We start from the raw sequence: 25,633 nt of genomic DNA, 5'->3' as shown, positions 1-25,633 counted from the left end.
GGTAGTCGGCGAAGCGCGCCTGCGCCGCCTTCACCCGCGCGATCAGGGCGTTCAGGTCGGAAAGGGTCGTGACGGTCATGGTCATCATCCACTTGCTGTCCGCAACCTGCGCCGTGACGCCGTCGCGGTGATGTGTTCGGGGAGACCCTTGGACGCGGCACCGTTCGGGCGCGCCGCTGCGGCTCCGAGCGCCGAAGCGCCCGAACCACGGCCACGTCTTTGAAAGAAGGCGTTAAGGGTCAGTGCTTGTGAGTTTTTATGGGCTTCTCTCGGCCGTCATCCCCGCGGAGGCGGGGATCCAGGCTGATCGGCCTCCCGAGAGCCTTTGGAACGTCTGGATTCCCGCCTTCGCGGGAATGACGGCCGAGGAAGGCTCATGATGAGAGCCGATGCGGAGCGGTTCAAACTCCAAACGTCTCTCAGCCGGACTCATAAAAACCCGCAAACTCTCAGAAGCAGCTGGCGAGGTCGGCCAGGGCGTCGCGGTCCAGCAGTTCCAGCTTGCCGCCGACGAGGATGCGGATCAGGCGGGTCGATTTCAGCTTGGTCAGGGTGCGCGACACGGTTTCGGTGGTCAGCCCCAGATGGTCGGCGATGTCGCTGCGGCCCATCGGCAGGTCGATGGTGCGCTCATCTCCTCCGCCGAGGGCCTTGCGGTCACTGAGGCGCAGCAGGAAGGTGGCGACCTTCTCGCAAGCCGTCTTGCGGCCGAGCAGAACCATCTGGTCCTGCGCCGCCATCAGCTCGGACGTGGTGGCCGACAGCAGCTTGCGGGCGAAGGCCGGCTGCGCGTCCATCAGGGCGTCCAGCTCCAGGCGCGGGATGCGCTGGATGGTGGTCACCGTCACGGTTTCGGCGGTGTAGAGATACTGGGCGGCGAAGGCCAGCCCCATCATGTCGCCGGCCTGCAGGAAGCCGATGATCTGGCGCCGGCCATCGGGAAGCATCTTGTAGAGGCGGACCATGCCGCTCATCACCCGGAACACCGAACCGGCATCGTCGCCTTCGCTGAACAGCGTGGTTTCGCGCTCGTAGACCTTGGCGTGACCCAGGCCGGCGAGCGGGTCGGCGGGGTTGCGCGGCTGGACGGCACCCACCGCGGCGTTCGACGACATCGCCAGGGCGGAGACCAGGTAACCAGGAACGGCGCGGTTGGCGTGGGCGGCAATGGCGGCGTGCGTGGACATGGCGACCTCGACCTTGACGGTGCGATGCGGTCCGGTTGGTCCGGGGTGCATCCGATGACCAGAAGCTAACCGTCCCCCGCCGTGCTGTGCAGTTCGGTGATGTACCTAAGGATGTTTGCGTACGTAAGTGTACCTACGTAGGGGACCGTACGGGGGCCGGCTTTCAGGCGGCGGCCGACGACGGCATCAGGCCGTTCAGCATGTCGATCAGTTGGTCCTCGTCGAACGGCTTCTCCAGCACGGCGACCACGCCGGCCTCCTTGGCACGGGCGAAGGTCGCGGGATCGCCGCGGCCGGAGACCATGATGACCGGCATTCCGTGCAGGTCGCCGCGATGGCGTTCCAGGAACTCCAGCCCGCTCATCACCGGCATGTGCAGGTCGAGAACGAGGCATCCCTTGGGGTTGCCGTCATAGCGGTCGAGGAATTCCCGGCAGGACGAGAAGTCCCGCACATCGAAGGAAAAGGCTTCCAGCAGCGCTTTCAGGGAGTCGCGGACCGGCTCATCGTCGTCGACGATGTGGACGATCCCGGCACCCGGCATCCCGCCCGGCCCGTTGTCCAAATGATCCATGACCGCCTCCGAACTTCCATGCAAACACGACGGCGCCGACGGTGCGGCGCGTCATGGAAGATAAAATGCGGCGGGGGGCGCCGATATACGGACCAATGCGTATGCGGCGCGCTTTTGATGCAGATCAGGCTTGACGGAGATCACAGGCCGCCGGGAACCACGCCGGCGGCGATGGCCATGCGCACCAGTGTCGGCAGGCTGTCGGCCTGCATCTTCTCCATCACCCGCGCCCGGTGGATTTCGACGGTGCGCGGACTGATCGACAGTTCGAAGGCGATGACCTTGTTCGACTTGCCGGCCACCAGCCAGCGCAGCACGTCGAGTTCCCGCGGCGTCAGGGCGGACAGGCGGGCCAGCACCTCCGGCGGGGCGGAGGCGGCGGGGGGCGGTGCCGGCTGTTCCGGGGTCGCGGCCGGCGGGGCGGCGGCCGGGGTCCTGCTTTCCGCCGCGCGGGCCAGGGCGGAGCGGACGGCGGCGAGCAGCGACTCCTCCTCGAAGGGCTTCTCGACGAAATCGACCGCCCCCGCCTTCATGGCGCGCACGGCGAGCGGCACGTCGCCATGGCCGGTCATCACCACCACCGGGATGGCGCGGCCATCGCGGGCCAGCCGTTCCTGCACGTCGAGGCCGCTCATCTGCGGCATGCGGACGTCGACCAGCAGGCAACCGGGCCGCGAGGGCGCGTCGGACTCCAGGAAGGCCAGCGGGGTGGAGAAGCTTTCCGCCCGGAAGCCGGCGCACTCCAGCAGGATCTGGAGGGAATCGCGGATGGCGTCGTCGTCGTCGACGATGAAGACGGTGAGGTCGGCGGTCATGTCGGGCACGGCGTCAGCTGGCATCGTCGGCATCCGACGTAGATGTGGGGGAGGATAAGGGGACGGTGAAGGCGAAGCTGGCGCCGGTCGCCGGAGGTTCGGCCGGCGGTTCCAGCCACAGGCGACCGCCATGGGCCTCGATGATCGAGCGGCAGATCGACAGGCCGAGCCCCATGCCGCTGCTCTTGGTGGTGACGAAAGGCTGGAACAGCTGGGCGCGCACCGTCTCCGGCACGCCGGGACCGCTGTCGAGGACGGCGACGCGGCGGAAGGCGGGCTCGTCCGGATCGGGGCCGGTGCGGACGGTCAGCACGCGCTGGTCGCTCTGTACTCCGCCCATGGATTCGATGGCGTTGCGGACGAGGTTGAGGATCACCTGCTGGACCTGCACCTTGTCGATCAGCACCTGAGGATCGTCGGCGTCGAAGTCGAAGCGCACATGCAGGCCGCGCTCCTTGGCGCCGACCAATGCCAGCGCGCTCGCCTCCTCCACCACCTTGTTGAGCGGTTCGACGGAGCGGTGGGTCTGGCCCTTTTCGATGAAGCTGCGCAGATGGCGGATGATCTGGCCGGCGCGGGTGGCCTGGGCGCTGGCCTTGTCGACCATGTCCATCGCCTTGGTCACGGTCTCCGGACGCTCCATCAGGCGCTTGGCTGCCTTGGCGTAGTTGATGACCGCGGTCAGCGGCTGGTTCAGCTCATGGGCCAGCGTCGAGGCCATCTGGCCCATGGCGCTGACCCGGCTGACATGCAGAAGCTCCGACTGAAGTTCCTGCAGGCGCCGTTCGGTGGCCTGCCGTTCGGTCAGGTCGCGGACGAAGCCGGTGAAGCAGCGCCGTCCGGCGAGCAGCACCTCCCCCACCGCCAGCTCCATCGGGAACACCGATCCGTCGCGCCGCTGGCCGGAGACGATGCGGCCGATGCCGATGATCCGCCGCTCCCCCGTCCGCTCGTAGCGCTCCAGATAGCCGTCATGCTGCTCGCGGTAGGGCGACGGCATCAGCATGTTGATGTTGCGGCCGATCACCTCGCCAGCCGTCCAGCCGAACAGCCGTTCGGCCGCCGGGCTGAAGGACTCGATCAGCCCCTTCTCGTCGATGACGATGATGGCCTCCGGCACCGTCTGCAGAATGGAGGTCAGCCGGGCCTCGCGCTCGCGCAGCGCCGTCTCCGCCTGTTTGGCCGCGGTCAGGTCGCGGATGATGCCGATATAGACGGGAACGCCGTCCTGGGCCGCCTCGCCGATCGACAGGTCCATGGGGAAGCAGGAGCCGTCCTTGCGCTGGCCGGTCACCTCGCGGCCGATGCCGATGATCCGGCGCTCCCCGGTGCGGTGATAGCGCTCCAGATAGCCGTCATGTTCCTCCCGATAGGGGGAGGGCATCAGCATCTTGACGTTGCGGCCGACCACCTCCGCCGCCGTCCAGCCGAACAGGCGTTCGCAGGCGGGGTTGAAGGACGTGATCCCGCCGCGGGCGTCGATGATGACGACCCCGTCGGGCACGGTGTCCAGCATCGCCTGCAACTGCGACAGAGCACCCAGGTTGTCTTCCCGGTTATTGTCGGCCACGTCCCACCCTCGACCTCTCATCCCACTTCAGTCACAGAGTAGTTGAGTGCAACCGTTGGTCAAGACCGGCAATCAGGAGGCTGGCGATCAGGGGAGCCCGCCTGTGGTTGCGGCCACGGCACCGCTGCGCAGGGCGTCCTGTTCGAGGTCGTCGACGGCGAGGTTCTTGGCCTTGGCCTCCACCTCGAAATCGGCCCAGGAAAGGTGGTCGGCCACCAAGCGGTTCACGGCGTGGTTCCACATGCGCTGGGAATGGGCGCGCAGATCCTTGGTCGTCAGCCCGCGCGCCGCCAGCGCGGCATAGTCCGGCAGGCTGTCGGCCGGCCAGTCCGGCAGCAGATCCTCGCGCGACACGCTGATGTGGGCGACCGGCCGCACCCCGCGCCACGAGCCGATCACGGTGGCGATTCGCGGATCGTCTGGGCGCAGATACTCACCCCGGCTGCGGACCCAATGATGATGAAGGTCGAGCACGATCGGCACCGCGTCGGCCAGCGGCAGCAGATCGTCCAGGCCGAAGGACATCTCGTCGTTCTCGACGGTCAGCAGGTTGCGGGCATCCTCCGACAGCAGGGCGAGGCCGCGGCGGAAGCCGGCGATCCCCTCCCCGCGCCCGCCGTCATGGATGTTGACGTGCGCCCCCTGCGGGTGCCAGCCGCCGGCCAGCCCCATCATCCGCAGGATGTCGGCATGGTATTCCAGCTCCGCCACCGAATTGGCGAGAGTGGCGGGGTTGGCGCTGTTCAGCACGCAATACTGGTCCGGATGCAGCCCGATGCGGATGCCCGCCTCCATCGCCTTGCGGCCGGCATGCTCCAGCCCGCTTTGCACCAGGGCCTGGATGCCGGGCTGGCGGTAGAGCGGCCGTCCAACCTCGTGCGTGCAGGCCGGCAGCAGCCCGCTGTTGACGCGCAGCAGGCGGCGGTAAGCCGGTTGCCGGGCGACCTCGTCCAGCTGCAGGTGCAGGGCCTGGAGGTTGCGGCGCAGCACCTCCGTCAGCTTTTCCTCGGCGCGGGCGGGGCTCAGCTTGGTCAGCGTCGCGATGGTGACGGTGCCGGGATTCATGCGCTTGGCAAGGGCGGCGTCGCCATCGGGCGGGACGAACTGGCAGCACCAGCCGAAACGGGCGGCGGACGGGGGCGGCAGGGAGGAGCTGTCGGGCATCGGACGGGCATGATGAAGCGGACGGGCCGCTTAATATGGACCGTGGATCCGGGGCTTCCACCGCACAGCCGGGCACCGGCGGCATCACCCCATGCGGCGCAGCGCTCCCGTCGCCAATGCCCGCGGATCCGGAGCGGCCGCCTCTCGCGGGGCAGCGTCGGCAAGGGCCTGCAACCGGTCGGCCAGGGCGCGTTCGGGCGCGCAGATCTCCTCGCACAGGGCGCGCATTTCGGCGATGGAGGGGCGCCATTTGCGGCTGCGGCGCCAATTGCGGGCGGCGGCGTCGATCACCCAGGCCGGGTATTCGCCGAGATCGTCGGCCCAGTCGAGCGCCATCATCCGTTCCACCTCCGGCGACAATCCCTTGGCCGGGAAATGGCTGAGCAGGGTCAGCACGCGGCCGAGCAGATGGTCGCTGTCGGCCGGGACCAGCACGGTGGCGGACAGCTCCTCCAGGGTCTGCCGGGCGAGCGCCGCCTGGGCGGCGGTGACGCCGGCGGGGGGAGACCACTGCTCGATCATGCCGTCGAAGCCATCCTCGCCGAAGCGCGGGCGGCGGTCGGTGCGGCCCCGGGCCAGAAGCTCCTGAAGCGGCGGCGGCAGGGCGGCGGTCAGCCGGATCCGGCGCTGGGGAGCGGGCAGAGCCGGGTCGAAGGCGGCGGCCGGCGAGGCCGGGAGATGGGTGCGCGGCAGGGCGGTGACGGTGGCGCTGGCAGAGGGGGAGTTTCCAGAGCGGGCGTGTCCGGGTCTTGCGGTCATCGGCTTTCCCTTCATGACCAGGAGGGGGCGGAACGCCGGCGCAGTTCGGCGGCGGCGGCGCTCCAGGCGTTGAGACGCTGTTCGGCGGCGGTGGCGGTGGCGCTGGTGGTGGCGGAGGGGCGGCTGGACGCGGATATTGGCGAGCGGTCGCGGGACACCGGGGCCTTGCCGACGGCGGCGTCCTGCGACAGCCAGGCTCTCCAGGCCGAGGAGACGTCGCGGTAGCGGTAGCCATGGGCGCGGCAGCGCAGGATGAAGCCCTCGACATGGCGGCCGAGGTCGATGTCGGCATGGCGGGCCTTGGCCCAGGCGAGGTCGGCGGCGGTCGGCATCCAGTCTTCCGGAACCGGCTGTGCCCGCTCTCGTGTGTCCGTGGGCTCGCCTGAAGCGTGCGAGTCCGGAATCTGTTTGGAATGGACCTGTTCCTGACTCGCCAGCGGACAGGGGGTGTTTGTCGACGAGTCATCCCTGTCGGTCATTGGGACAGGCCTGTCGGCGGCCGGAACAGGGCGGGTCGCGGCGGCGAGGTCCGGCGATTCCGCATCCGTCGGCGTGAAGCGCAGGCGGTAGAGGCAGGACAGCCGGGCGCCGTCACGGCCGCGGCGATGCTCGACGCCGACCAGCCCGAGTTCGCTCAAACCCTGGATGATGCGGTTGATCGTGGGGCGCGACCGCTTCAGCTTGGCGGCGAGCGTCGATTGCGACGGCCAGCACAGGCCGCCGTCGTCGGCGAAGGTGGCCAGCGCCGCCAGCACGGCGAACCCGTCGGCGTCGAGGCCGGGATGGTCGAGCCACCATGCCGGAATCCGCCCCCAGCGCCGGGTATCGGGGGGACGGCCATCTGCCATTTGGGGTGTCGGGTGCGACATGGGAAACTCCGCAAAGCATCGGGACCGGCTGGCGGCCAGCTGGAGTGGTCCAACTGGACGGCCGGTGAACATGCCGGGAGGATTCCGCCGGTCGGCGCGGGCGTCGAATCGCGGGCAAATGGGACCGAGTCCGGTGTGTCCCCTTCGCCCGCAGCTGTGTCCCAACAGCCCGCGCCTGTGTCGCCTTTGGTCGCGGAGCGGTCCCATTTGGCCGCGGCAGGCTTGCGAATCGGATTCGATCCCGTTTGCCCGCGTTTTGCCGGAAATCCGGTCCTGGCGCCTCGGAGCAGGTTGTCCCGCTTGCTCGCGGTTGGGCGGGCGGATTGTCGTGCCGGTTCGGGCTTTTTCGGCCGTCATTCCCGCGCAGGCGGGAATCCACGGCTCAGCGGCTGAACTGCGGAGTGTCCTGGATCCCCGCCTGCGCGGGGATGACGAGAAGCTGCTTTATTTCCAATGGTTTGGAGATGTATGGGCGCCGTATTCCGCTTTCCTGGGAGCGGCACTGGTGGCGAACGAACACGCCCCGCCCTGCCCGCGGAGTCGGTCCCATTTGCCCGCGGTTGATCGTCTCTTCACACGTTTTGCGCTCTGCCTTGTGTCCCGAATGCTCGCGTTTTGGAGTCCGCTGAGATCCGGGCTGTCCCATTTGCCCGCGTTTCGTCGTGCTGGAGGGGTGATGGAAGACCCCGAGTCTCTGTCCCATATGCTCGCGCTTCGTCGTTCGGCTCCCGATTCGGGACGATCGGGGCGGTTCCGGGACGGTCGGGCGGCGACGATCCGGGTGAAGCGCGGGCATTCGGGACACAGGCGCGGGCAATTCCTACACATGCGCGGCCAAACGGGACACAGGGCTTGGCGGCGGATAGGACCCGCCGGTTGCGTCCGTCCGACACCAGCCCCTATCGTGGCGGTTGGCGAGGAGGGATGAGCCATGAGCAAGGCGAACGCGGTCCAGCTGACTCTGTTCGAGATGGAGGACCGCAGTCAGTCCCATATGATCGCGCTTTACGACACGGCGCCGCGATTCGTGTTCGTGTCGAAGGGCCGCGGGACCGAGCCGGAATTGCCGGCCGCCAATGCGTTCGTCCAGTCGGTGCACAAAGAGTTCCCCTTCAAGGATGCCCTGTTCTCCCTGACCCTGCAGCCCGCCCGCATCTACCGCCCGGCCAAGCCCGGCCCCGGCGAGGACCCGGCCGACAAGCGCATGGTCGAATACGAGGTGTTCCCGTCGGAGCGCGAGCAGATCGTCGAGCAGGTGGTCCGCCGTCTCGCCATGGACCGCTCGCGCCTGTCGCTGATGGGCGACAAGCAGGACCGCGTGCGCGTGCATTTCTCGCTGTACGAGATCCGGCGGGAGCTGCGGGCGGTGAACCGCACCATGGACACGGCGGAGATCCGCGAGGCGCTGGAGATCCTGGCCCGTACCCGCATGATCATCAGCAAGGTGCCCGAGAACGGCCGCAAGTCGGCGCGGCCCGTCCTGGAATCCTCGGTCTTCCCCACCCTCTACATCCGCCCGCGCACCGGCGAGGGCGGCGAGGATGACGAGAACGACACCTATCTGGAGTTCAACGCGCTGGTCGCCTCGGCCATCCGCAACCTGGAATTCAAGCCGATCTCCTACCAGTGGATCATGCGGCTGAAGAGCCCGGTGGCGCGCTGGCTCTACAACCGGCTGTCCATCGAGTATGGCGACCTCGACCTGACGCGGATGCCCGACGGCGTGCCGCCGATGATCCTGTCGGCCGACGACATCATCAACAACAGCGGCATGAACGAGTGGAGCCGGCGGCGCGACACGCTGCGCACGGTGACCTCGGCCGTGGATTCGCTTGTGGAGGAGGGAATCCTCGACCATGTCGAGAAGACGGTGTCGAAGGATGGCCGGCGCATCAACGACATCGAATACATCATGATGCCGAGCAAGAAGTTCCTGGATCAGGTGCGCCGCGGCAACGTCGTGCAGGAGGCGAACGCCGCCACCTATCGCGCCCTGGCCGGCAGCGACGAGCGCCCGCGGGAGTTCCTGCCCATCACCCCCGGCCAGAGCGTCGAGATCCGCCGCCGCCGCGGCACCCTGCTGGGTGCCCAGGGCGAAGGGTGATCCGCGTCCTGCTGTAAAAGCTTTCCGGATTGCAGGTTGTCCCGCCGGTCCATGACAGGGCCGGCGCAGGGATCTGCGCGATGTCGGCACCCCGTTCCCGCATTGCCCCGCCCGGCCGGCATGGTTGCCGCCCGATCGGCTCCGGATTCAGATCTAAGGAAGTAATCCACCCTTTGCCGTAAAGCGGGAAATGCCCTCTACGGGATGGTTGTTTTTCCCCCGCTACTCCATAGAATAAAACGATCCTGAGCGGTCGGTAAGATAATAAAGAAATCGAAACAACTGACGGCGTAAAAACATCGCCGCATATCTTTCAAAAGTCCCGAAATTCGATCCGGCCTCATGGCTGGTCTTGAGGGATTTTGTCTGGGAGGATGCCGCCATGCGCGAGACGCGGTCCGGTCTTCTGCGCCCTTTCCTGCATCGTGCCGATTTCCTGCGCGGTTTTCAGCGTGGTGAAGCCGTCCCGCAGAGTCCGGGCTCCTTACGCCCCTGTCTGGCCGTGCTGACGGTCCTGGCGCTGCCGGTGCAACTGAACGGCGTCTCCTGGCAGGCGGGCGTGCAGCTTGCCGGAACGGTGCAGGGGGAGGATGGCGGGGAGGACAGCACGCTGGATTCCTGGCTCGTCGTGCGCGAGAAGCCGCCGGCCACCGCCCCGCAGACGGACGCCGTCGCCACGCGCACGATGGTGATCCCGAAGCGGGACGAGGCCAAAGGGGCCGAGGTCAAAGGGAGTGGGGCCAAAAGCGACGGAGCGGAGACCGACTGGCGGCTGATGCCGTTCGTCGCCGCCCAGGCCTCCAGCGGCGGGACTGGGCAGCAGATCCTGCTGTCCATCGCCGTCACCGCCCCCTATGGCCAGCCGAACCCGCAGCATGAAGCGATCACCTATGTGCTGATCGACAATCTGCCGGCGAAGGCCAGACTTTCGAACGGCGAGAGGGGTGCGGACGGCGCGTGGAAGGTGCAGCTGGAAGGGCTGCGCGACCTGAGCCTGACCTTGCCGCCGGAAAGCTCCGATCCGGTGACGCTGCACATCACGGCGGTGACCGACCATGGCGGCGGCGTGGTCGCCAGACAGGCGGTGAACCTGGCGATCCCGATCTCCGAAGCGGTCGCGACCGCCGAGCCGCCGGCACCGGACACGCCGGTGCCGGCGCAAGGGGGCTCGTCCCCGACCATGGAGCAGGCCATGGCGGCAACCGGGCCGGATACGGAGCCGGTGGGATCGGGAAGCGCCGCGGCACCGGCGCCGCCGGCGCCGCTGCCGGACCCGCCGCAGAGCGAAGCCGTGGCGAGCGAGGCAGCAGCCGATCCGGCTCCCGTCGAATCGCCGGACCGGGAGATCGACGCCGCCCCTGGGATGACGGTGCAGGCGGCTGTTCGGGAGGCTGTCGCCGCTCCTCCCGCACCGGAACCGCCGGTCGCCATCGCCGCCCTTCCGGCCGCGCCGGCGGTGGCCGCCCCGCCCTCGCCGCCACCGCAGCAGCGCGAGGTGGCGGTGCAGCGTCCGCCAAAGCTGCCGTCGGGCGTTCCCGAGGCGGCGCTGATGAAGCGGGGTGACGACCTGTTCGCCCAGGGCGATCTGGCGGGCGCGCGGCTCTATTACGAGATGGTGGCCGCGACCGGCAATGCGAAGGCCGCCTTCGCGCTGGGCCGGACCCACGATCCGCTGGTCCATGAGCGGTTGCATGTCCGCGGGCTTCCGCCCGATCCGGAGCAGGCGGCCTCCTGGTACCGGCGGGCGGTCGCCGCCGGCAGCGGCGACGCCGAACAGCAATTGAAGAAACTGACCGACTGGCTCGCCGGAAAGTCCAGGTAACCGGGCGCAGGCGGAGCCATCGAGGGGGGAGCATCATGAAGGCATTGGTCGCCCATATACTTCGTTTTGGCCGTATTCTTCTTTTGGGCCGCATGCTTGCGTTGGGAGCGTGCATCGCCGGCAGCGCGATGGCGGGTGCCGGCACGGCATCGGCCGCCGATCCGCGCGGCGTCAACGCCAACAGCGGTACTGTCGGCATCGTGTCGGGCGGGGTCGAGGGGACCTATGTGCGCATCGCCGCCGATCTGGCATCGGTGCTGGACGACGGCGACACGCTGCGCGTCCTGCCGATGCTGGGCAAGGGGTCGGTCCAGAACCTGAAGGATATCGTGCTGCTGAAGGGGATCGACGTCGGCATCGTGCAGTCGGACGTTCTCGCCTATGCCAAGCGCGAAAGGCTTCTGCCCAATCTCGACCGGCGGATCAAATACATCGCCAAGCTCTACAACGAGGAAATGCACATCCTCGCCGGACCCGAGGTGACGCGGATCGAGGATCTGGCCGGCCGCAAAGTCAATGTCGACGTGCAGGGAAGCGGGACCAGCATGACGGCCTCGCTGGTCTTCGACATGCTGGGCATCAAGGTGGAACCGCAGGCGGACGACCAGGCACTGGCCCTGGAAAAGCTGCGCCGGGGCGAGATCGCGGCGATGGCCTATGTCGCCGGCAAGCCGACCCGGCTGTTCCGCGACCTGAAAGGGAATGACGGGCTGCATTTCCTGTCGATCCCGATGAGCGCCGCCCTGCTCGACACCTATCTGCCGTCGCGGCTGACCAGCGCCGACTATGAGGGGCTGGTCAAGCCCGGCGAAGAGGTGGACACGGTGGCGGTCGGCGCGGTGATGGCGGTCTATGGCTGGGACCGCGATGTGGACCGCCACCGCAAGGTCGCCCGCTTCGTCGACGCCTTCTTCAGCAAGTTCGACGAGTTCCTGAAGCCGCCGCGCCATCCGAAATGGAAAGAGGTCAATCTGGCGGCGGACGTGCCCGGCTGGACCCGCTTCGAGCCGGCCGAGCAGTGGCTGCGGCAGGCGTCGGCAGCGAAGGAGCCGCAGACCGCCGCCGCCAGGAAGGAGGAGTTCCGCAGCTTCGTCGAACAGCGCGGTGTCCCGCCCCAGCAGGCGGAGAAGCTGTTCGAGCAGTTCCTGCTGTGGCAGGCGCGGTCGCCGCAATAGGGGGGTGCGCGACGGCGGCCGGGGGTCAGGTGGCCGCCCCCGGTCCGGGAACCGCGCCCGGCGGGCATTTGCCGAGGATGATCATGCCCAGCACCTCGTCCTTGGTCACATCCGATACGCGGGCGGTGCCGACCAGCTTGCCGTTCTTCATCACATGGATGCGGTCGGCCAGATCGAACACGTCGTGGATGTCGTGGGAGATCAGGAAGATGCCGATGCCCTCCTGCTTCAGCTGTTTCACCAGTTCGCCGACCTGCTGGGTCTCGGCAGGGCCGAGGGCGGCGGTCGGCTCGTCCATGATGAGGACGCGGGCGTCGAAATGGATGGCGCGGGCGATGGCGACCGACTGGCGCTGGCCGCCGGACAGCGCCTTGACCGGTTCCTTGAAGCGGCGGAAATGCGGGTTCAGGCGGCCCATCACCTTGCGCGCCTCCGCCTCCATCGCGTGGTCGTCCAAGGTGCCCCAGGGGGTCAGCTTCTCGCGGCCGAGGAAGATGTTGGCGGCGGCGTCGACATTGTCGGCCAGCGCCAGGGTCTGATAGATCGTCTCGATGCCGCACCGCTTGGCATCGCGCGGGCTCGTGATGTGGACCGGCTCGCCGTTCACCCGGATTTCGCCATGGTCGGCGGCATAGGCGCCGGACAGGATCTTGATCAGCGTCGATTTGCCGGCGCCGTTGTGGCCGAGAAGCCCGACCACCTCGCCGGGATAAAGGTCGATGCTGACGCCGTCTACCGCCTTGATGCCGCCGAAGGCGATGGAGACGTCGCGCATCTCCACCAGCGGGCGTGTCGCTGCCTGGGGTTCCGCCATGGCAAGGCCGGTCATTTCATCCCCCTGCGATAGAGCGTGTCGATATAGACCGCGGCGACCAGCACGACGCCGACGACGATGTTCTGCATCGGCGCGTCCACCCCCAGCAGCACCATGCCGGACTGCAGGGACTGCATCACCATGGCGCCGAGCATCGCCCCCAGGATGGTGCCGACGCCGCCGGCCATCGAGGTGCCGCCGATGATCGCCGCGGCGATGACATACAGCTCGTCCAGCGTGCCGTTGGCGTTGGTGGCGGCGTTCAGCCGGGCGGTGGCGATGCAGGCGGACAGGCCGCACAGCGCGCCCATCAGCCCGAACACCATCACCAGGACCCGTTTGGTGTTGATGCCCGACAGCTCCGCCGCCTCCGGATTGCCGCCGAGCGCGAAGACATAGCGGCCGAAGCGGGTGCGCCGCGACAGAAAGGTCACCGCCACGCCGACCGCCAGCGCGATCAGCACCGGGATGGCGAAGCCATGCGCGACGAAGGGCAGTGTGCCGTCGGTGGCCAAACCCTGCGCTTCCATCATCCGGCGCACCACCGGCATGGGGAGGGGATAGGCGTTGACCACCAGCACGGCGCCGGTGATGGCGGCGGCGACCAGCAGGATCACCACCCCTTCCGCCCACAGCGGCCGGACCGGAAAGCCGAAGCCGGCCCTGCGCCGCCGCGTCATCACGATGGCGGCGACCGACAGCAGGATGGCGGCGATGCCGACCACCCAGCTGGGACCGGCGCCGATGGCACCGTCGAAACCACCGCCCAGCCGCTTGAACAGCCCGTCCATCGGCGCCACGGTCTGGCCGGTCGTCACCCACCAGGCGGCGCCGCGCCAGACCAGCAGCCCGCCCAGCGTGACGATGAAGGACGACACGCCGAGATAGGCGATGACGGCGCCCTGCAGCGCCCCCACCGCCCCGCCGACGGCGATCGCCGCCAGCACCGCCACCACCCAGGTCAGCGAATGGTCGAAGCCCCAGATCTCCGGCAGGATGCGGGCCTGGAGCACGCCGACCACCATGCCGGTGAAGCCCAGGATCGAGCCCACCGACAGGTCGATGTTGCGGGTGACGATAACCAGCACCATGCCCGTCGCCATCACGGCGACGGACGCGGTCTGCACCGACAGGTTCCACAGGTTGCGCGGGGTCAGGAAGGCGCCGCCGGTCAGGATGTCGAAGCCGATCCAGACGACGGCGAGCGCCCCGATCATCCCGACCATGCGGGTGTCCAGCTCCAGCGCGCGCAGGGCGTCGCCGATGCCGGCCCGCCGTCCGGCCGGCGCCCCCGACGAGGAGTCGGAAGGCGCCGGGGACAGGGTGGTGGACGGCTCCGCCATCAGTTGCAGGCCTTGACGCTGCCGGGCTTCACACCCTGGCACACCACGTCCTTGGTCACCCAGCCGGCGTCGATCACCTGACCCAGATTGTCCTTGGTGATGGCGATCGGCGTCAGGAACAGGGAAGTCATCTTCTGCTTCTTCGGGCCGCCGTCGAAGCTGGTGGCGCCGGCGATGTCGGTCATCTTCTTGCCGCCGGCCAGCTCCATGGCGATCTCCGCGGCGCGGCGGCCGAGTTCGCGGGCGTCCTTCCACACCGACACCGTCTGGGTGCCGAGCGCGATGCGGTTCAGCGCCGCCTTGTCGCCGTCCTGGCCCGACACCGGCACGGTTCCCGCGAGACCCTGCGCCGCCAGCGCCGCGACGGCGCCGCCCGCCGTGCCGTCGTTGGAGGCGACCACGGCGTCGACCTTGTTGTTGGTCTTGGTCAGGATCTGTTCCATGTTCTGCTGGGCGATGGCCGGCAGCCACTTGTCGGTGTAGGCCTCGCCGACGTTCTTGACGTCGCCGCGGTCGATGGCGGCCTTCAGCACTTCCATCTGGCCGGCGAACAGGAAGTCGGCGTTGGGGTCGGTGGAACTGCCCTTGATGAAGGCGTAGTTGCCCTTGGGCTTCAGCGCGAAGACGCTGCGCGCCTGGAGGCGGCCGACCTCCTTGTTGTCGAAGGTGATGTAGAAGGCGGACGGGATTTCGATCAGGCGGTCATAGCCGACGACCGGGATGCCCTCGGCGGCCGCCTTCTCCACCGCCGGGCGGATGGCGTCGCTGTCCTGCGCCAAGATGATCAGCGCGTTGGCGCCGCGCGAGATCAACGATTCGATGTCGGAGAGCTGCTTGGCCGGCGAGGACTGGGCGTCGGCCGACAGATAGGTGCCGCCGGCCTTCTCGATGACGGCCTTGATCGCGGCCTCGTCGGTCTTCCAGCGCTCCTCCTGGAAGTTGGACCAGGAAACGCCGACGGTGGTCCCGGCGGCCAGCGCCGCCGTGGAGGTCATGGTGGTCGCGGCGGCCAGCGTCAGGAACAGGCCGGCGGCGGTCGCGGTGAGGCGGTGCTTCATCGTGTTTCCTCCCTGTGTGGCCGCATCGGGGCGGCGGCCTTGTTGATGGACGAGAAGTCTGCCAACTCCCCCTCTCCCCCCCGGGGAGAGGGTCGGGGTGAGGGGGATGCATTGGGTGGATTTGGTGGAGATCGGGGACTGCGCCATGCTTGAAAATCCTCGCCGCGCGACCCCCTCACCCTAACCCTCTCCCCGGGGGGGAGAGGGGATGCTGTTGTGGGGGTTAGACGTACCGGTTGACGATGTTCTCCAGATACTCCTGCCGGCCGGAGCGGGGTTGCGGATTGATGCCGCCGGTCAGTGCCCGATCCGCCAGCGTGGCGAGGTCGCGCTTGCCGGACAGGATCGCCTGGCCCTCCGCGCCGTCCCAGCCGGCGTAGCGCTCGGCCAGCGGTTTGGTCAGGGCGCCGTCCTCCAGCATTTGCGCCGCCTGCAGCAGGGCGCGGGCGCAACTGTCGATGCCGCCGATGTGGCCGTGCAGAAGGTCCGCCGGGTCGAGCGACTGGCGGCGGATCTTGGCGTCGAAATTCAGGCCGCCGGTGGTGAAGCCGCCGCCCTTCAGGATGTCGTGCATGACCACCGTCAGCTCGCCGATGTCGTTGGCGAACTGGTCGGTGTCCCAGCCCAGAAGCGCGTCGCCGCGGTTCATGTCGAGCGAGCCGAAGATGCCCAACGCCAGCGCCAATGCCACCTCGTGCTGGAAGCTGTGGCCGGCGAGGATGGCGTGGTTCTGCTCGATGTTCACCCGCACGTCGGCCAGCAGGTCGTAGCGCTCCAGGAAGCCGTAGACGGTGGCGACGTCGAAGTCGTACTGGTGCTTGGTCGGCTCGCGCGGCTTCGGTTCAATCAGGATCGGGCCGTCGAAGCCGATCCTGTGCTTGTGCTCCACCACCATCGCCAGGAAGCGGCCCATCTGGTCCAGCTCGCGCTTCAGGTCGGTGTTCAGCAGCGTCTCATAGCCCTCGCGGCCCCCCCACATGACGTAGTTGGCGCCGCCCAGCGCATGGGTGGCCTCCAGCGCCGCGCGCACCTGCCCGCAGGCATAGAGGAAGACGTCGGGGTCCGGGTTGGTCGCGGCGCCGGCCATGTAGCGGCGGTGCGAGAACAGGTTGGCGGTGCCCCACAGCAGCCGGACCTTGGCGGTCTCCATCTTGGCCGCGAACAGCTCGGTGATGGCTTTCAGGTTGTCGGTGCTCTCGGCAAGCGTTGCGCCTTCCGGCGCGGCGTCGAGGTCGTGGAAGCAGAAGAAGGGGATGTCGAGCAGGCGGAACATCTCGAAGGCGACATCGGCCTTGGCGCGGGCCGCCGCCATCGGGTCCTGGCCGGGGCGCATCCACGGGCGCTGGAAGGTCTCGCCGCCGAAGGGGTCGCCGCCCGGCCAGCAGAAGCTGTGCCAGTAGCATGCGGCCAGCCGCAGATGGTCCTCCATCCGCTTGCCCAGCACCACGCGGTCCTTGTCGTACCAGCGGTAGGACAGCGGGTCGCGGCTGTCCGGCCCGCGATAGGTCACCGGGGACAGGTCGCCGAAGAATGAGGCGGTGCTCAAGACGCGAACTCCTTGGCAAGGGGGTAGAGCCGGCGCCAGCGCAGCCAAGCCTGGCTGTACGCCTCGGCGCGGGCCGGATCGGGGGTGAAGGTCTCGAGACGGCGGGGCTTGCGGCAGACGGCGGCGGGGGCCTCCCCGGTCGCCGCCATGCGGCCGAGATGGGCGGCGCCCAGCGCGGCGCCGACCTCGCCATCCTCGATGCGGTGGATGGTGACGCCGATCGCGTTGGCGCAGATGCGCGCCCACAGCCGCGAGCGGGAGCCGCCGCCGGCAAGGTCGAGGGAGGTCGGGGCGCCGGCACCCTCCCCCAGCGCGACGAGATTGTCGCGGGCGGCGAAGGCGACGCCCTCCAGCACCGCCTGGACCAGCGCGTCGCGCCCGGTCTCCGCCGACAGGCCGGCGAACAGGCCGCGCACGGTGGCGTCGTTGTGGGGGGTGCGCTCGCCCGACAGATAGGGCAGGAAGGCGACCGGCGATGGGCCGTCCACCGCGTCGCCGAGCGGGGCCAGCAGCTCCGCCTCCGGCGCGCCGAGGGTGGAGGCGGCCCAGGCCAGCGAGGCGGCGGACGACAGCATGACGCCCATCTGGTGCCAGACGCCGGGCAGCGCGTGGCAGAAGGCGTGGACCGCCATCGCCGGGTTGGGCAGGAAACGGTCGGTCGTCCGCCACACCACGCCGGAGGTGCCGAGGCTGAGGAAACCGTCGCCGGGCATGATGGCGCCGAGGCCGACGGCGCTGGCGGCGCAATCCCCTGCCCCGCCCGCCACCACCGGCGGCGTGGGCATGCCCCAGCGGCGGGCAAGGTCGGGCGACAGCCGGGCGACGGCGTCGGAGCCTTCGGCCAGATCGGGCATATGGGCGCGGGTCATGCGGGTGGCGGCCAGCAGATCGTCCGACCAGTCGCGCCGGGCCACGTCGAGCCACAGCGTGCCGGAGGCGTCCGACATCTCCTCCACCATCGCGCCGGTCAGGCGCCAGCGGACGTAAGCCTTGGGCAGCAGCACCTTGGCGAGGGCGGCGAAGATCTCCGGCTCCTCCTCCGCCACCCACAGCAGTTTGGGGGCGGTGAAGCCGGGCATGGCGATGTTGCCGCTGATGGCGCGGAGCGTCGGGAGGCTTTCCTCCAGCGTCGCGCATTGGCGGTGTGAACGGCCGTCGTTCCACAGGATGGCCGGGCGCAGCACCCGGTTGTCGGCGCCCAGCAGCACCGCGCCATGCATCTGGCCGGAGAAGCCGATGCCGATCACGGCGGCGAGATCCGCCGGCTGGCGTTCGGCCAGCTCGTCCACCGCGGCGATGGCGGCGGCGACCCAACCCTCCGGCTCCTGCTCCGACCACAGGGGATGGGGGCGGGAGACGGTGCAGGGGCGGGACGCGCTGCCGGCGACGGCCCCGTCGGCGTCGGTCAGCACCGCCTTGACGCTGGACGTGCCGATGTCGATCCCGAGAAACATGACTGTCGACCTTATCTAATGCCCTGACTGTTCAGGGCAGGTTGTCGCGCAGGATGACCTGGACCCGGATGTGTTCCTGCGCCGCGACGATCTCCTGGCCCGTAACCAGGGCATGGAGCACCCGCGCCATCGAGCGCGCCTCGTGCCCCGGATCCTGGGCGACCAGGGCGGCGAAGGTGCCGTCCAGCAGCATGCGGCGGGTGGCGGGGGTCAGTTCGTGCCCGACGCAGAGGATCTTGCGGGCGAGACCGGCCTCGGCCAGCGCCTCGCCGATGCCGACCGAGCCCTCGCCGGTGTTGTAGATCGCCACGAGGTCGGGGGTGTCGGCCAGCATGCGGCGGACCAGATCGCGGTTGCGCTCGGGATCGTCGCGCCCCTCCACCGGGATCAGGCGGGTGAGGTGGGGATATTCCTCCGCCAGCACCTGCCCGAAGCCGAAGCGGCGTTCGGCATGGTCGCGCAGGCTGCCCGATCCGGTGACGATGCCGACCGCGCCGCCCGGTTCGCCATTGCGCGGGGGCCCTAGGAAACGGCCGACCAGCGACCCGGCGGTGCGGCCGGCGGCGATGTTGTCGATGCCGACATAATGCTGGCGCCGCGACGACGGCGCGTCCGACACCAGCGTTACCACCGCCATGCCGCCCTCGACCAGATCGTCGATGGCGGCGCGGATGCGCGGATGGTCGAGCGCGACCAGCGCCACGCCGTCGAAGCGGCCCGGCAGGGTGGACAGCTCCGCCGCCAGGGTGTCGGCGTCGAACACGTCGGTCTCGACGATCTCCACCCCGATGCGGCGGGCGCGGAACCAGTCGGCCTGGGCGCGGATGTTGTCGGCGATGTCCATCATGAAGCGGTTGCCGCCGCCGGGCAGAACCACGGCGAAGCGCCAGGACCGCGCCCGCGCCAGCTCCGCCGCGGCAGCCAACGGGCGGAAGCCCAGCCGCTGCACCGCCTCCTGCACCTTGGTCGCGGTCTTGGCGCTGACACCGGGCCGGCCGTTGACGACCCGGTCGGCCGTGGCAAGGCTGACGCCAGCGGCGGCGGCCACGTCGCGCAGGGTCAGGGGTGCATCGCTGACTTGATTGTTCATGTCACGAACATATGCCCACGTTTTGAGGTGCGCAACTCAAAAACGGAGGTGATGCTGGGGCTCCGAAAGTTTGTGGGTTTTTGTGAGTCCTGCTGAGAGACGCTTCAAGTTTGACCCGCTTCGCATTGGATCCCATCATGAGCCCACCTCGGCCGTCATTCCCGTGAAGGCGGGAATCCAGACGTTCCAAGGGCTCGAGACGCGGATTGGCCTGGATCCCCGCCTCCGCGGGGATGACGGCCGAGGTGGGCTCATAGAATCTTGCAAGCTCTGGCGTCCGACCGATCCGCTGTGGAATTTAGCTGATTGAAGGCTGTGGTTTTTTAGGTGCGCACGTCAAATTGCGGTGGCAGAGCGTCATCATAGGGCTTAGACGGCGCGAATCGCTGCCCCCGACCGGAGACTGCGCTACTCCCGATGGGGTTCGACACCTTCGATTGCACCCATGACTGGGGGACTCGCGGGAATTTAGGCTTGCTCCTCCCTCGTGCCACAGCCAGCAGGGTGGAATGCCGCAGCTGAGAACCCATCAGCAACTGGTCAGCGCCATTGCCAACGCCATCGGCCAGCAGCAGACGGAGGTTCGCGACGTTCTGGCGGCGGTGACGCCCGGCGGGGGGAAATCGCTGCTGCCGGTCATCATGGCGGCGGCGCTGCACAAGGCGGGGCGGATCGACCGCGTGTGCTGGATCGTGCCGCGCGACAGCCTGCGCCAGCAGGCGGAGGAGGCCTTCGTCGATCCGCGCTGGCGCGAGCTGTTGGGACACACCATCGCCCTGCGGGCGGCGGAGAACGGGCGCGACCTCTGCCGCGGGTTGGAGGGCTACGTTACGACCTATCAGGCGGTGGCCGCCGCGCCGGACCTGCATCTGCAGGAGTTCAGGCGTCACCGCTATTTGCTGGCGGTGGACGAACTGCACCATCTGCCGGCGGTGTTCGACACCGACCGCATGGCGGCGGTGGAGGAGGAAACGGCGTGGAGCCGGTCGATCCTGCCGCTGCTGGAAAACGCGTCGGCCCGGCTGCTGATGAGCGGGACGCTGGAGCGCGCCGACGGGCGGCCGATCCTGTGGCTGCCCTATCGCGCGCCGCAGGGGACGCGCAAGGTGCGGGAGATCGACTTCAAGGCGCCGGGCTGGGCGGTGGTCGGCTATTCCCGCCGGCAGGCGCTGGCCGAGAAGGCGATCCTGCCCGTCACCTTCGGGGCGATGGACGGGTCGGCCTCCTGGCTGGATGCGGAGCGGACAAACCGCTGGGTCGATGCGCTGTCCAAGGCGGGGGAGAACACGCGCGACGCCCTGTTCACCGCGCTGCGCACCGGCTTCGCCCAGGCGATGCTGCGCGAGGCCTACCGCTCCTGCCGGGAGCATCGGGCGAAACGGCGGGCGGAGCTGAAGCTGCCGAAGGGCCACGACGATCCGGGGCTGGGCAAGCTGCTGGTGATCGCCCCGGACCAGGGAACGGCGCGCTTCTATCTGGAGACGCTGCAGGGCTGGATGCCGAAGGAGCAGGCCGGGCGCATGGCGCGGCTCGCCATTTCGGACTGCCGCGATGCGCAGGAGGTGGTCGCCGCCTTCCGGCTGCGGCCGGAGCCGGCGGTGCTGGTCTCCGTCGCCATGGCCTATGAGGGGCTGGACGCGCCGTCGATCACCCATGTCGCCTGCCTGACGCACATCCGCTCCCGCCCCTGGCTGGAGCAGGCGATCGCGCGGGCGACGCGGGTGGACCCGCATGGCGGCCCCTATGACCGGCAGCGGGCGCTGATCTACCATCCCTCCGACGCGCTTTTCGAACAGTTCCGCACCATGGTGGAGACCCAGCAGGGCACCCGCGCCATGGTGAAGACCCGCAGACCGCAGCAGGAGCTTCCCTTCGAGCGGTCGGCGGAGCGGGAGCCGGAGATCATTCCGCTGGAATCGAATGCGACGGCGCTGAGCTTCGCCGTGGTGGCGCCGGGGCCGGACTTCGGTGCGCAGTCGCGCGATCCGGGGGAACTGCCGCTGACGCCGAGCGCGGCGGAGCATCACCTGCGCCAGCGCATCGGCCAGCTGGTCGCGGCGCAGGTGATCGAGGACGAGGACAACAACCTCGTCGCCGAGGGGCCGACCGGCTACCACATCTACAACGCCGTGCTGAAGCGGCTGATGAAGAAGGCGCGCTCCGAAATGACGCTGTCGGAGCTGGAGGCGACGGTCGGCTGGCTGGAGCGCAACCGGCTGTCGGACCACCGGCACCTGATCGTCGATGATCCGCAGTTCACATGGTCGACCCGGCGGCGGGGGCAGGCCATCCCGTATAGCTCCCTCTCCCGCCCCGGGAGAGGGAAGGGGCCCGCCGCGAAGCGGTGGGAAGGGTGAGGGGTCGTCCAAGGAACCATGCAGTTCGGGACCCTTGCCTTACCCCTCACCCTCCCCGCCTTCGGCGGGTCCCCTCCCTCTCCCGGGGCGGGAGAGGGCGTTTATCGGTCACGCTGACCACGGACAACGCCCCTCCAACAGGTCGCGGTCGCGGGTCAATGCGTCGGCCATGAAGTCGAGGAAGGCGCGGACGCGGCCCATGTGGCGCAGATCCTCGTGGGTCAGCAGCCAGAGCTTGGCATCGGCCTCCGGCACCGGATCGCCGATGCGGCGGAAGGCGGGGTCGCGGTCGACCACGCCGCAGGGCAGCAGGCCAAGGCCGACGCCGGCCCGCACCGCCTCCACCGCGCCCGCCACAGAATTGACGCGGTAGCCGATGGAAGCCGCGGGCACCGTCCGTTTCATCCAGTGGGCGAGGTTGGTGTGGTCGAAGGACTCGTCCAGCCCGACCCAGGGGTGGCGGCCCGGATCGTCGGCATGGTCCGTCCCGTCCAGCCAGGCGGCGGCGCCGTAGACCGCGAAGGCGAGGCCGGACACGGCACGGCCAACCAGATTCTCCGGCGGGCTGCTGGTGGCGCGGATCGCCACGTCGGCTTCGCGCCGGGTCAGGCTGAGCGAGGCCTCCGCCGCAACCAGATCGACGCGCAGCTCCGGATGCAGCCGGCGGAAGGCGGCGACATGGCGCGGCAGGATGTAGAGGGTCAGGATATCGACGGTGGTGACGCGCAGGCTGCCGCTGATCCGGGTGTCGCGGCCGGACAGCAGCCGGTTGGCGGCGGCCAGATCCTCCTCCATCTTCTGCGCCACCCGGTGCATCTCGTCGCCGGCGGCGGTCAGGGCATAGCCGCCGGGCATCTTGTCGAACAGCCGGGCGCCCATCGCCTGCTCCAGCGCGGTCACCCGGCGCAGAACGGTGCTGTGGTTCACCCCCAGGACACGCGCCGCCGCCGACAAGGATCCGTGCCGCGCCACGGCCAGCAGAAAGCGAAGATCATCCCAATTGCTGCTACTTAGCATTTATTCCCGCTCATTCCTGCAGATGCTTTTTGCAAATCTCCCGAATTCGCGCTTACCAGAGCACAGGTTAGGGTGTCGACCAAGCGCGACCTGCGCCACCCCAATCGAAATCCGGCTGTTCCCCCATGTCCGAGCTGCTTCAAGACCCCTTCGTTCAATCCAGCGTGCTGCCCCTGCTGGTCGGGCTGGTGCTGGTCGGCGTCCTGCACCTGCTGCGCCGGTCCCTGGCGGCAGCCGGCATCGCCGCCGGATTCCTGGTCGTCTTCGCGCTGGTGATCGGCCTGCCGGCCCTGCCGCCGCCGTCCAGCATGGGCAAGCTGTTCTGGACGTCGGCCGCCGGGTTGCTGCTGGGCGTCGTCGCCGACGTGGTGGGGCTGCGCGGGCGGATCGCTTCCGCGGTGCTGGCGGTCTGGCTGGCCGCCTCGCTGCTGTGGATCGCCCTGCCCGCGCTCGATTCTCTGGCGGCGGTCGTCAGCCTGCTGGTCCTGCTCGGCACCGCGGCGTGGGTCGCTTTTGCCCGCGGTTCGGAGCCCCATGGTTTTGAAACGGTGGAGAGCCCGACGGCGCCGGCCGCCTCGCTGCTGGCCCTGGCGCTGGCCGTCGGCGGCACCGCGCTGATCGGCTCGTCGGCCTCCATCGCCCAGATGGCGCTGGCGCTGGCGGCATCGGCCGGTGGGTTCCTGTTGTGGAACTGGCCGGTGGAGCGCCATGGCTGGGGCCTGTCGGGCCGCGTGGCGACCGGCATCGCCGTGCTGCTGGCCGCCGTGCTGACCCTCTTCACCCAGGCGCAGACCGCCGTGCTGCTGCTGGCGCTGCCGGCATTGCTGGCCGGGCGTGTGCGCGGCGTCATTCCCCAGCGCGACGGCCTGATCGGCCGCGCCGCTTCGTCGGCGGCCGTCACGGTGGTCGCGGTCCTTCCGGCGCTGGTCGCCATCGGTGCGGCCTATGCGCTGACCGGTGGCGAGGCGTCGCCCTACTGATCCCCCCTTTCCCAATCATTCAAATCTGCTTTCGGAGTTCCGTTCATGAAGAAGACCCTGTTCGCCGCCGCCCTGTTCGCCGCGACCGCCGTCGGCGTGGTTGCCCCCGCCTTCGCCGCCCCGGTCAGCTACAAGATCGACCCGGCGCACACGGCGGTGGCCTTCATCGTCAACCATGTCGGCTTTTCCAACGTGATCGGCCGCTTCAACACGGTCGGCGGCGACGTGACCTTCGACAAGGACGCCGTCGAGAAGAGCGTGGTCAACGTCAGCATCGACACCACCAGCGTCGACACCAACCATGCCAAGCGTGACGAGCATCTGCGCTCCCCGGACTTCTTCAATGCGAAGGAGTTTCCGAAGATGACCTTCAAGAGCACGAAGATCGAGAAGACCGGCGACAAGACCGGCAAGCTGCATGGCGACCTGACCATGCTGGGCGTGACCAAGCCGGTGGTGCTGGACATCGCCTTCAACAAGGACGGCGTCAGCCCGGCCAGCAAGCTGGAGACCGCCGGCTTCTCCGCCCGCGGCACGGTCAAGCGCACCGATTTCGGCATGAAGTACGGCGCCCCGGCCATCGGCGACGACATCCAGCTGCTGATCGAGGTCGAAGCGGTCAAGTCCTGACCGCCGGCGGATTTCGGCTGTTGAAGTCTGAAGGGGCCGGTTCGCCGGCCTCTTCGCATATGTGCCATAGCGACAGGAGAGACCGCGATGCCGCAGCTTGTGAACGGCGTTTGGGAAAAGGGCGACATCGCGGCCAGCGAGATCAAGGGCGGCGCCTTCCACCGCGAGCCGACCCGCTTCCGCAGCTGGATCACGCCGGACGGCGCGCCGGACGCTGAGGGGAACCCCACCCTGCCGGCGGTGGCCGGGCGCTATCACCTCTATGTCTCCTACCTGTGTCCCTGGGCCTCGCGCACGCTGATCTTCCGCGTGCTGAAGGGGCTGGAGGGGGTGATCGGCCTGTCCGCCGCCGAGCCGGTGCTGGGCGAGGATGGCTGGGTCTATGCCGAGGAGCAGGACGGCGGCCCGCGCATCGGCCGCTTCCGCCACCATTACAGCCTCTATACGGCGAGCGACCCGACTTATACCGGAAAGGTGTCGGTGCCGGTTCTGTGGGACCGGCAGGAAGGCCGCATCGTCAACAACGAGTCGGCGGACATCATCCGCATCCTGAACAGCGCCTTCGATCGCCTGACCGGCAACCGGCTGGACCTCTATCCCGAACCGCTGCGGCCGGAGATCGACCGCTGGAACGAGCTGGTCTACACGACCGTCAACAACGGCGTTTACCGCTGCGGCTTCGCCAAGTCTCAGACCCACTACGACGAGGCGTTCGACGGGCTGTTCGCCACGCTCGACCGGCTGGAGGAGCGGCTGTCGGCCAGCCGCTATCTGGCCGGGGAGCATCTGACCGAGGCCGACTGGCGGCTGTTCGTGACGCTGGTGCGCTTCGACGCCGCCTATTTCGGTGCCTTCAAGTGCAACCTGCGGCGGATCGAGGATTACCCGAACCTGTCCGCCTACCTGCGCGAGCTGTACCAGTGGCCGGGCATCCGCGACACGGTGAAGATCGACCACATCAAGGCCGGCTACTACACCAACCCCGCCATCAACCCGACGCTGATCGTGCCGAAGGGGCCGGCGCTGGACTTCGACCGGCCGCATGACCGCGACCGGCTGCCCGGCAAGGGGATCTGGCAGCGGGGGTGAGCGGTCATCGCCGTTCCCTTCCGATGCAGCAGAAGATCCCCTCTCCCCCCCGGGGAGAGGGTTAGGGTGAGGGGGACGCACAGCGAGGATTCTCGGGATGGCCACGCAGTGCAACCCCCCCCCCCCCCCCCCCCCCCCCCCCGGGCGGGGGGGGGGGGGGCCCCGCCCGGGGGGGGGGGGGGGCCGGGAGGGTCCGGGGGGGGGGGGGGGCGGCGG

General features: G+C 68.9%; 21 protein-coding genes. 7 read left to right on the top strand and 14 right to left on the bottom strand.

The features are described from left to right. Nucleotides 1-449 precede the first annotated feature (449 nt). The 7 genes from FZ029_RS31740 to FZ029_RS31710 form a co-directional block, all read right to left on the bottom strand. On the bottom strand, nt 450-1,187 hold the full coding sequence (locus FZ029_RS31740; RefSeq protein WP_149274076.1) for a helix-turn-helix domain-containing protein: 738 nt from the start codon (nt 1,185-1,187) through the stop codon (nt 450-452). A gap of 163 nt (nt 1,188-1,350) precedes the next feature. After that, a complete protein-coding gene (locus FZ029_RS31735) occupies nt 1,351-1,761 on the bottom strand; it encodes a response regulator (protein ID WP_149274075.1) in 411 nt (136 codons plus the stop codon). Between the two features lie 140 nt (nt 1,762-1,901). Further along, entirely contained in the window at nt 1,902-2,600 is a 699-nt protein-coding gene (locus FZ029_RS31730; RefSeq protein ID WP_149274073.1) for a response regulator, read from the bottom strand. Next, a complete protein-coding gene (locus FZ029_RS31725; RefSeq protein ID WP_247892596.1) occupies nt 2,590-4,146 on the bottom strand; it encodes a PAS domain-containing sensor histidine kinase in 1,557 nt (518 codons plus the stop codon). The genes FZ029_RS31730 and FZ029_RS31725 overlap by 11 nt, the downstream gene beginning before the upstream one ends. A gap of 87 nt (nt 4,147-4,233) precedes the next feature. Then, a complete protein-coding gene (locus FZ029_RS31720; protein ID WP_149274068.1) occupies nt 4,234-5,310 on the bottom strand; it encodes a UV damage endonuclease UvsE in 1,077 nt (358 codons plus the stop codon). A gap of 84 nt (nt 5,311-5,394) precedes the next feature. After that, a complete protein-coding gene (locus tag FZ029_RS31715; protein ID WP_149274067.1) occupies nt 5,395-6,069 on the bottom strand; it encodes a hypothetical protein in 675 nt (224 codons plus the stop codon). A gap of 11 nt (nt 6,070-6,080) precedes the next feature. Further along, nucleotides 6,081-6,938, bottom strand: coding sequence for a helix-turn-helix domain-containing protein (locus tag FZ029_RS31710; RefSeq protein WP_149274065.1), 858 nt, complete (start codon nt 6,936-6,938; stop codon nt 6,081-6,083). 931 nt (nt 6,939-7,869) lie between these two features. Here FZ029_RS31710 and FZ029_RS31705 point away from each other — a divergent pair. The 3 genes from FZ029_RS31705 to FZ029_RS31695 all read left to right on the top strand — a co-directional run bounded on the left by FZ029_RS31705 (nt 7,870) and on the right by FZ029_RS31695 (nt 12,039). After that, complete coding sequence (locus FZ029_RS31705; protein ID WP_149274063.1) at nt 7,870-9,042, top strand: plasmid replication protein; 1,173 nt, start codon at nt 7,870-7,872, stop codon at nt 9,040-9,042. Nucleotides 9,043-9,424: 382 nt separating this feature from the next. Continuing rightward, nucleotides 9,425-10,864: a sel1 repeat family protein gene (locus FZ029_RS31700; protein ID WP_149274061.1), complete on the top strand. Its 1,440-nt coding sequence runs from the start codon at nt 9,425-9,427 to the stop codon at nt 10,862-10,864. A 35-nt stretch (nt 10,865-10,899) separates the two neighbouring features. Then, nucleotides 10,900-12,039 carry a TAXI family TRAP transporter solute-binding subunit gene (locus FZ029_RS31695; protein WP_247892595.1) on the top strand — a complete coding sequence of 380 codons (1,140 nt, stop codon included), beginning with the start codon at nt 10,900-10,902 and terminating at the stop codon, nt 12,037-12,039. Between the two features lie 25 nt (nt 12,040-12,064). On the opposite strand, the gene FZ029_RS31690 is transcribed toward FZ029_RS31695, so the two are convergent. The 6 genes from FZ029_RS31690 to FZ029_RS31665 form a co-directional block, all read right to left on the bottom strand. Continuing rightward, a complete protein-coding gene (locus tag FZ029_RS31690; RefSeq protein WP_149274057.1) occupies nt 12,065-12,868 on the bottom strand; it encodes an ATP-binding cassette domain-containing protein in 804 nt (267 codons plus the stop codon). Continuing rightward, nucleotides 12,865-14,196, bottom strand: a complete 1,332-nt coding sequence (locus FZ029_RS31685; RefSeq protein WP_149274055.1) for a sugar ABC transporter permease — start codon at nt 14,194-14,196, stop codon at nt 12,865-12,867. The genes FZ029_RS31690 and FZ029_RS31685 overlap by 4 nt, the downstream gene beginning before the upstream one ends. After that, complete coding sequence (gene xylF / locus FZ029_RS31680) at nt 14,196-15,254, bottom strand: D-xylose ABC transporter substrate-binding protein (RefSeq protein ID WP_211104275.1); 1,059 nt, start codon at nt 15,252-15,254, stop codon at nt 14,196-14,198. Before xylF ends, FZ029_RS31685 begins: the two co-directional genes overlap by 1 nt. A gap of 223 nt (nt 15,255-15,477) precedes the next feature. Further along, the gene (gene xylA / locus FZ029_RS31675) at nt 15,478-16,800 is read right to left on the bottom strand and encodes a xylose isomerase (protein ID WP_149274054.1); all 1,323 of its coding nucleotides are present in this window, start codon (nt 16,798-16,800) and stop codon (nt 15,478-15,480) included. Beyond that, a complete protein-coding gene (gene xylB / locus FZ029_RS31670) occupies nt 16,797-18,254 on the bottom strand; it encodes a xylulokinase (RefSeq protein WP_149274052.1) in 1,458 nt (485 codons plus the stop codon). The genes xylA and xylB overlap by 4 nt, the downstream gene beginning before the upstream one ends. A gap of 31 nt (nt 18,255-18,285) precedes the next feature. Continuing rightward, the gene (locus FZ029_RS31665; RefSeq protein ID WP_149274050.1) at nt 18,286-19,344 is read right to left on the bottom strand and encodes a LacI family DNA-binding transcriptional regulator; all 1,059 of its coding nucleotides are present in this window, start codon (nt 19,342-19,344) and stop codon (nt 18,286-18,288) included. 509 nt (nt 19,345-19,853) lie between these two features. Here FZ029_RS31665 and FZ029_RS31660 point away from each other — a divergent pair. Then, entirely contained in the window at nt 19,854-21,701 is a 1,848-nt protein-coding gene (locus FZ029_RS31660) for a DEAD/DEAH box helicase family protein (protein WP_149274049.1), read from the top strand. A 108-nt stretch (nt 21,702-21,809) separates the two neighbouring features. Here FZ029_RS31660 and FZ029_RS31655 read toward each other — a convergent pair whose 3' ends face one another. Next, a complete protein-coding gene (locus tag FZ029_RS31655; RefSeq protein WP_149274047.1) occupies nt 21,810-22,718 on the bottom strand; it encodes a LysR family transcriptional regulator in 909 nt (302 codons plus the stop codon). 125 nt (nt 22,719-22,843) lie between these two features. Here FZ029_RS31655 and FZ029_RS31650 point away from each other — a divergent pair, with 125 nt between their 5' ends. The 3 genes from FZ029_RS31650 to FZ029_RS31640 all read left to right on the top strand — a co-directional run bounded on the left by FZ029_RS31650 (nt 22,844) and on the right by FZ029_RS31640 (nt 25,417). Beyond that, entirely contained in the window at nt 22,844-23,698 is an 855-nt protein-coding gene (locus FZ029_RS31650) for a hypothetical protein (protein ID WP_149274045.1), read from the top strand. Nucleotides 23,699-23,743: 45 nt separating this feature from the next. Further along, nucleotides 23,744-24,328, top strand: coding sequence for a YceI family protein (locus FZ029_RS31645; RefSeq protein ID WP_149274043.1), 585 nt, complete (start codon nt 23,744-23,746; stop codon nt 24,326-24,328). Nucleotides 24,329-24,415: 87 nt separating this feature from the next. After that, on the top strand, nt 24,416-25,417 hold the full coding sequence (locus tag FZ029_RS31640) for a glutathione S-transferase family protein (protein ID WP_149274042.1): 1,002 nt from the start codon (nt 24,416-24,418) through the stop codon (nt 25,415-25,417). Nucleotides 25,418-25,633: the final 216 nt, after the last annotated feature.

It is taken from the genome of Azospirillum sp. Sh1 (assembly GCF_008365135.1).
In the GTDB taxonomy this organism is placed as follows: domain Bacteria; phylum Pseudomonadota; class Alphaproteobacteria; order Azospirillales; family Azospirillaceae; genus Azospirillum; species Azospirillum oryzae.
This window is presented reverse-complemented; position numbering and strand designations above follow the sequence as displayed.

Coding starts and splice junctions, on each gene's coding strand:
- FZ029_RS31640 (WP_149274042.1), top strand. CDS start 24,416: ATGCCGCAGCTTGTGAACGGCGTTTGGGAAAAGGGCGACATCGCGGCC.
- xylF (WP_211104275.1), bottom strand. CDS start 15,254: ATGAAGCACCGCCTCACCGCGACCGCCGCCGGCCTGTTCCTGACGCTG.
- xylB (WP_149274052.1), bottom strand. CDS start 18,254: ATGTTTCTCGGGATCGACATCGGCACGTCCAGCGTCAAGGCGGTGCTG.
- FZ029_RS31665 (WP_149274050.1), bottom strand. CDS start 19,344: ATGAACAATCAAGTCAGCGATGCACCCCTGACCCTGCGCGACGTGGCC.
- FZ029_RS31660 (WP_149274049.1), top strand. CDS start 19,854: ATGCCGCAGCTGAGAACCCATCAGCAACTGGTCAGCGCCATTGCCAAC.
- FZ029_RS31690 (WP_149274057.1), bottom strand. CDS start 12,868: ATGACCGGCCTTGCCATGGCGGAACCCCAGGCAGCGACACGCCCGCTG.
- FZ029_RS31740 (WP_149274076.1), bottom strand. CDS start 1,187: ATGTCCACGCACGCCGCCATTGCCGCCCACGCCAACCGCGCCGTTCCT.
- FZ029_RS31710 (WP_149274065.1), bottom strand. CDS start 6,938: ATGTCGCACCCGACACCCCAAATGGCAGATGGCCGTCCCCCCGATACC.
- FZ029_RS31715 (WP_149274067.1), bottom strand. CDS start 6,069: ATGACCGCAAGACCCGGACACGCCCGCTCTGGAAACTCCCCCTCTGCC.
- FZ029_RS31720 (WP_149274068.1), bottom strand. CDS start 5,310: ATGCCCGACAGCTCCTCCCTGCCGCCCCCGTCCGCCGCCCGTTTCGGC.
- FZ029_RS31650 (WP_149274045.1), top strand. CDS start 22,844: ATGTCCGAGCTGCTTCAAGACCCCTTCGTTCAATCCAGCGTGCTGCCC.
- FZ029_RS31705 (WP_149274063.1), top strand. CDS start 7,870: ATGAGCAAGGCGAACGCGGTCCAGCTGACTCTGTTCGAGATGGAGGAC.
- FZ029_RS31700 (WP_149274061.1), top strand. CDS start 9,425: ATGCGCGAGACGCGGTCCGGTCTTCTGCGCCCTTTCCTGCATCGTGCC.
- FZ029_RS31695 (WP_247892595.1), top strand. CDS start 10,900: ATGAAGGCATTGGTCGCCCATATACTTCGTTTTGGCCGTATTCTTCTT.
- FZ029_RS31735 (WP_149274075.1), bottom strand. CDS start 1,761: ATGGATCATTTGGACAACGGGCCGGGCGGGATGCCGGGTGCCGGGATC.
- FZ029_RS31685 (WP_149274055.1), bottom strand. CDS start 14,196: ATGGCGGAGCCGTCCACCACCCTGTCCCCGGCGCCTTCCGACTCCTCG.
- FZ029_RS31730 (WP_149274073.1), bottom strand. CDS start 2,600: ATGCCAGCTGACGCCGTGCCCGACATGACCGCCGACCTCACCGTCTTC.
- FZ029_RS31655 (WP_149274047.1), bottom strand. CDS start 22,718: ATGCTAAGTAGCAGCAATTGGGATGATCTTCGCTTTCTGCTGGCCGTG.
- FZ029_RS31645 (WP_149274043.1), top strand. CDS start 23,744: ATGAAGAAGACCCTGTTCGCCGCCGCCCTGTTCGCCGCGACCGCCGTC.